General features: G+C 44.9%; 6 protein-coding genes. 2 read left to right on the plus strand and 4 right to left on the minus strand.

Annotated elements, in window-relative coordinates; all coding sequences use genetic code 11:
• Positions 1–69: 69 nt before the first annotated feature.
• Positions 70–816, minus strand: a complete 747-nt coding sequence (locus tag QZ135_RS24305) for a YoaP domain-containing protein (RefSeq protein WP_294615636.1) — start codon at positions 814–816, stop codon at positions 70–72.
• A gap of 344 nt (positions 817–1,160) precedes the next feature.
• On the opposite strand from QZ135_RS24305, the gene QZ135_RS24310 reads away from it, so the two are divergent.
• Entirely contained in the window at positions 1,161–1,565 is a 405-nt protein-coding gene (locus QZ135_RS24310; protein ID WP_294615638.1) for a tyrosine-type recombinase/integrase, read from the plus strand.
• A 136-nt stretch (positions 1,566–1,701) separates the two neighbouring features.
• Here the strand turns inward: QZ135_RS24310 and QZ135_RS24315 are convergent, their stop codons facing one another.
• Positions 1,702–3,507, minus strand: a complete 1,806-nt coding sequence (locus QZ135_RS24315) for an AAA family ATPase (protein WP_294615640.1) — start codon at positions 3,505–3,507, stop codon at positions 1,702–1,704.
• A gap of 455 nt (positions 3,508–3,962) precedes the next feature.
• Here QZ135_RS24315 and QZ135_RS24320 point away from each other — a divergent pair, with 455 nt between their 5' ends.
• Positions 3,963–4,109 carry a hypothetical protein gene (locus tag QZ135_RS24320; RefSeq protein ID WP_294615642.1) on the plus strand — a complete coding sequence of 49 codons (147 nt, stop codon included), beginning with the start codon at positions 3,963–3,965 and terminating at the stop codon, positions 4,107–4,109.
• A 79-nt stretch (positions 4,110–4,188) separates the two neighbouring features.
• Here the strand turns inward: QZ135_RS24320 and QZ135_RS24325 are convergent, their stop codons facing one another.
• Together QZ135_RS24325 and QZ135_RS24330 are read right to left on the minus strand one after the other, a co-directional pair.
• Positions 4,189–4,686: a hypothetical protein gene (locus QZ135_RS24325; protein ID WP_294615644.1), complete on the minus strand. Its 498-nt coding sequence runs from the start codon at positions 4,684–4,686 to the stop codon at positions 4,189–4,191.
• 123 nt (positions 4,687–4,809) lie between these two features.
• The gene (locus QZ135_RS24330) at positions 4,810–5,031 is read right to left on the minus strand and encodes a hypothetical protein (protein ID WP_294615646.1); all 222 of its coding nucleotides are present in this window, start codon (positions 5,029–5,031) and stop codon (positions 4,810–4,812) included.
• Between the last annotated feature and the right edge of the window lie 394 nt (positions 5,032–5,425).

A 5,425-nucleotide genomic window follows, 5' to 3' on the forward strand; every position in this document is an offset into this window, starting at 1 on the left:
GATCGCCGGGAGCGGGGATAAGCTCCGCGTATCCGCACATGAATCGACGACTTTCCGATGTACGATGACTCAGTCCCGGATCCCAGCCAGTGCCAGAAATTTTTTATCTGTCTGAATGCTCTGCGTCAAAAACCTGCCGTCCCGGAACAGCGCATAGGTCGTGACCGGCGCGGGTACGTTCTGCGCGGATTCTTTGTCCGTGATGTGGATGACCTTGAACGGGATATCGTGTTCTTTTGCCGCCTCCTGCACCCTTGGAACCCCGTAATAGGTGTAAGGGCACTGATCGGTGTAATACAGGACGAAACCGGCTTCTGCAATTGCCGGATGCTTTGCGCATTCCCGGAACCTCGGCGGTTCCGCATTGGGCACAAGCGGCAAAACCATCAGATCGATCTCGCAGTCGGATATGTCTGCAACTCGGAATCCCTTGTAGGTAAGGAACTTCGGATCAGCGAGGAATTCCCGTTTCCGGCCTTCGGCGCACAGAATGCATAGCCCGTTTTTTCCCTGCGCCCTGGCATCGCGGATGCACTCCTCCAGCAGATCGTTGGAGTATCCGTGGCCCTTCATGGAGCCGGATACCCACAGACAGTTGATATAGAGCCAGCCGTCAGCCATAATTGGCACCCATGCGTTTTCTGCCGGGATGTATTCGATAAAGTATTTGCCCCGTTCCTCACTGCGGTAAAAAACAAGCCCCTCCTCAAAGCGCTGCCTGAGCCATTCCTTTTTCGCAATGCTCTGCTTGCCGGACATGGCGCAGCAGATATGTTCCCTGTCAATATTTTCCTTTGTAATCCGAATATAGTTCATCTGTGATTCCTCCTTTGATCCGGGAAAAGCACGGCCGATGCTTATATCGGGATTTTGATGGCCTCATAGCCAGAACGGCGCGGCTCTGCCCTGTATTCCAGAGAATTTTGACAAAAAAGACGCAGAGCAAATCCGATTCCTCATCAGATCCTGCTCCGCGTCTAAGCGTCTGGCATGATGTTTTCTTCCGCTTTTTTCTTACCGCCTCAGATCGTAAAGCGGTTGCAGTTCATTCTACCCTCAAATACAACACGTTTTGGCGGTTTTTTTCGAAAAATGGTCCGGGCGACAGGATTCGAACCTGCGGCATCTAGCTCCCAAACTTATCGGGAATACTTTTCCCGTTGCTGGAGCAGGAGCATGAACAGCACCCGGACAATCCAATCCTGTTCCCGTCGCCCCGGACGGGCGGCTACTGGAGTCCGGACGCCGTGTCAAGGATCAACCGGAAGCTGCTGAAAAGCGCAGGCATCGAGGAGCATGTGCGCTTTCATGACCTCAGACACACCTTCGCGACCATGGCCATCTCCAGCGGCGTGGATGTGAAAACCCTGTCCAGTATGCTGGGCCACTTCAGCGCCGGGTTTACGCTGGACACCTATACGCACATCACCAACGATATGCAGCGAGGTGCGGCGGAGAAAATCGGCGACTTCATGGAATCGGCCACGGCAGCCAACACCCCGGAGCCTCCCAATCCGCCGGAGGAGAACCGGTGCAAGGTGATACCGTTCGAAAAGGTAGGATAAAGGAAACGAAGCCCAAGGGACAAAACTATGTCCCTTGGGCTACTCTTTTTCAGTTGAAAGGAAAACTCCTTCATTTTTGTGCGGACAATGCAAAAACTCGCTCGGATTTTGTGCGAAAGTAAGATTCGGAGTGTTGTTATACTATAATGCCAGGGAAATACTTGCTTCGCAGACCTGTCAACACATCTTTGTGCTCGCTTAAATAAGTAAAAACGGCTTCTTTATACGGCATTTTATTTTCGAGTTTCAATTGTGGGAGGAACATTGTGAAAATACCTTTGTTATCGTAATATCGAAGCAAAGTGTTGTAGTCATCTGCATCAATTACTTGCTGGATTTCAGCCTCATAACTGGCATGTAAAGCATCTAAGTCAACACTACTGCTAAAAGATGTGTATTCCACTTTTAATTCCGGAAAATCTTTTAGCCTCTTAATTTTCCCGGTGAAGAATGTTTCTCTCAAACGAAATGCAATCTTTCTGATAATCCACTGCTCTTTTTTTGAGATGAAATCGTTTTTTAGCGCAGACTTGAGATTTGCGAATGCATTCTCTTTGTCACGACTGAACGTTGCAATCACACCGGTTATGATTTCCTCTGAGAAAAGAAAATTCTCGATTTCAAAGAATGGCAAATGAAAGATACCATCGGTTTCCTGCCCTTCTAAATAGCTTTGATCCTTGTAATCGCAATCAATTATTCCAAATGCTATTTGTGGGAGGCCGGCAATTGAATATGCTTTTACTTTGGCAATAACGGCATCGCATCCGGCGGCAGGAATAACTTTGAACTCGGGGAACATCATTTTGAATACAATATCGTCATACTTGTATTCATCTTGCGATTCACAGAACAGGACAGGTTCTCTGTTGCCCACAAGGGCTACCATGAGGTGCTGAGGAAGATTATCGTTCTCGGGCAGTGGTTTATAGACCCATTCGGTGCCATCATACTTTTCAATCCAGAATAATTTGCTATTTATTCGCGACGCAACAAAGTTGCTATCATGAGTTAGGTAGACAAATATACTTCCTTCACGGTGTTTCTCAATGATATCCCATAGTTTGGAGACAATTGACGGATTGAGATTGTTCTCGGGTTCGTCAACAAAATAATATGACTTTTTCTCTTTAAGAAAGATGCAGGCAAGAAAGTAGAAAATACTTTTTTCGCCGCTACTAAGATATTTAATAGGATATTCCGTTCCGCCTAATGTTTGAACCTTTAGAGCTCCTTCCGAGAATAGAATACGATCTTTTATCAGCTCATTCCATATGCCCAGTATTTTTTCAGTAAGGCTATCTTCCAGCCGCAGCTTTCCCTTTGCATAAAGATCCATTTCTGTTGCTCGCTTCTTCTCAAATAGGGTAATGGTTTGGTTTATTTGCTGAACGATATAGTGCGTCTGTGATTGATTATCAATATCGCTTGCGTACTTGTCTGCATTTTGGTAGCTCTTAGAAAATGTAGCAAAATCACGTTCTGGATTATAGCTGTCATTAATCACCAAAAGCCGATCTGCTGGATAATACCCAATCTGATCTTCGCCGGTTGCATTAATCAGATTTCGCAAAAGGGTAGTTTTCCCGCAACCATTTGGTCCGACAAATACAACTGTCTTTTTTTCCTCACTTAAGAACTTCAAATAGCGGAGGCCGAATAATTTGTCATGATAATCCGACAAGAGGGCCAAAATATTTTCTGAGTCGATTGGCTTTGTGGTGCGTAGTGTTCCGCCTTTAGCCTCAGGGATTAACTGAGCAGTTTTCAAACTGTTGAAGGTGCTTTCCATCATAGAAATATAGTTTTCAGTATATCGACTGTAATCATCGTTGTATGCCTTGTAGATTGCTTGAATTGTAGCAATAACCTGGGCTACATTTGGGGGAATGCTACCTTCATAAGCATTAATCAGTAAATCTAACTGGTTGTTTTGATACATATTTCTTTCTCCTTATCATAAAGGGATCACAATGATATAAAAAAGACCGCATGGGAACACACCCATACGGTCGCCTTGGTGGCACAAAGGCCTACCGTGGAGATATTATAGTGCATAGCGACGAATATTTCAAGATGTTGTCACAACTACGTGTAAAAAATGGCGAAAATGCACCCGTTAGGGATGGGTTAGGGATTTTGCATTTTTGCAGTCCGACTATGCTCCGGTTTTCACCGCAATTTTGTCCCTCTGGCCACAGTTGTCATGTGGTTAGGCACGACTCAAAATAGAACTAATAACGCAGAAAAACCGCCTTTTTAGGCGGTTTTTCCAGGAAAGGTGGTCCGAGTGACAGGATTCGAACCTGCGGCATCCTGCTCCCAAAGAAGTACAAAACACTTTTTCTACTCATTTGTAGCAGTTTTTGGTGCTTTTAAATTTGTTTTACTTACTCTTTGACGCTCTTATCTCCGTTGTTTCCGGGTGTTCCAGAGCCGTCTGTGGTAATCTATGTGGTCAAAAACGCTTCCCGCCCGGTTTTCGGTGAAGATTCACCGGTGCCGGACGGGAAGCGTTTCTCATTGCTGTTGGCTGCATTGTAACTCTGAGGAGGGTGTTATGCAAGTGGTTTCTGCGAGAGGTGAGACAGAAGTTGAGTTGCTATAGATAAGAAAAGTGAAGCTAATTTTCGGAGTGATTATAGAAAGCACTTTCAACTACTAACTTATATTCATCATGGATCTTATCTGCAGTAGCTGTAATCATAAATCCAGCTTTGTACCCAAAGCCACAAAAGTTATCTGTCAGGATTCTTAAGCGCTCCTTGTCTGATGAAAGATCGCAGCGCTTGTAGGCTTTCTTCATTTCAATACAAAAAAGATTATCAAACCCTCTCTGCTCGTCATAGCCCCGCTTATGTACAATTAAATCTACAACAATATTATGACCGTTTAACACTTTAGCGGCGTGCTCATTCCCGCGGCTTCCACGGTTATATTCTACATCTACTACATACTCGCAAAATTCAGATTCTGCAATAGCACGTTCGAGATATGAAGCAAACTTAGCGCAAATACACCGTTCGCTTAAATCTCTGGATATCAAATACTGCTCATTTTGATTAAAACTTTGAAGGGCGGAGTTTAAGCATGCTGTGACGCTGTTTTGTGTTTCTGTCATTGCTAATTACCTCCATCATAGGTGTTGTAAGATTTTGCCATGTTAAGTGACTGATGATTAGGCGAGATATTCCTGTGGAGTTATATGGGGCAAAATTTGCACCGCTATAGACAAAGAATAGCATCACGCCTTCGCCTTTTGAAGATAGAACTCACTCTCCGCAACCCGCGTCACAAAATCATACTCCAGCCGTGTTGCCTTTGAAGGCGAAATATTGTAGCGATTAAACACCGAGCGAAAATATGCAAAGAACTCTCTGTCATCCTCTGTCATCAAGGCAACCCAGCCGTTCTCGGCACCATGAGATTCAATTTCCTCTAACGCTGCCATACGCTCTTTATCCATGTCAGTTGCTCCTTTCGGTGAACTTTCGCCTACCCTCAGCGGGAATCGTTTTGGATTACCTGAATTGTAACTCTAATGGTAGGGGTGTGCAAGTGGTTTCTGCAAGGGTGGCAGCTCAGCAGTTGCGGCGCTATAGACAAAGAAGAGTGAGTTTACAGCATGAAAATAATCGCAGGCACTTTTCCACTATCTGAGTATAAATCCCTTAATTCAGGCATAATAGTAAGGGATTTAAGACGCAGCCCATTGACTATTCCCTTGTTTTATATTATTATTTAAGGGAAAGCGAAAGGGGGTAAGGGAATGAGAACCTTCAATTACTCCGCAATCAAGGAGCAAAAGTGGGACTCGGATGTTCTTGGCCTGATTGCAGCCATATACAAGGAAGCTGGAA

This window comes from uncultured Bacteroides sp., assembly GCF_905207245.1.
Classification (GTDB): Bacteria; Bacteroidota; Bacteroidia; order Bacteroidales; family Bacteroidaceae; genus Bacteroides.

Excerpts from the sequence above, each read along its gene's own strand:
- QZ135_RS24305 (WP_294615636.1), bottom strand. The coding sequence starts at position 816 with ATGAACTATATTCGGATTACAAAGGAAAATATTGACAGGGAACATATC.
- QZ135_RS24315 (WP_294615640.1), bottom strand. The coding sequence starts at position 3,507 with ATGTATCAAAACAACCAGTTAGATTTACTGATTAATGCTTATGAAGGT.
- QZ135_RS24325 (WP_294615644.1), bottom strand. The coding sequence starts at position 4,686 with ATGACAGAAACACAAAACAGCGTCACAGCATGCTTAAACTCCGCCCTT.
- QZ135_RS24330 (WP_294615646.1), bottom strand. The coding sequence starts at position 5,031 with ATGGATAAAGAGCGTATGGCAGCGTTAGAGGAAATTGAATCTCATGGT.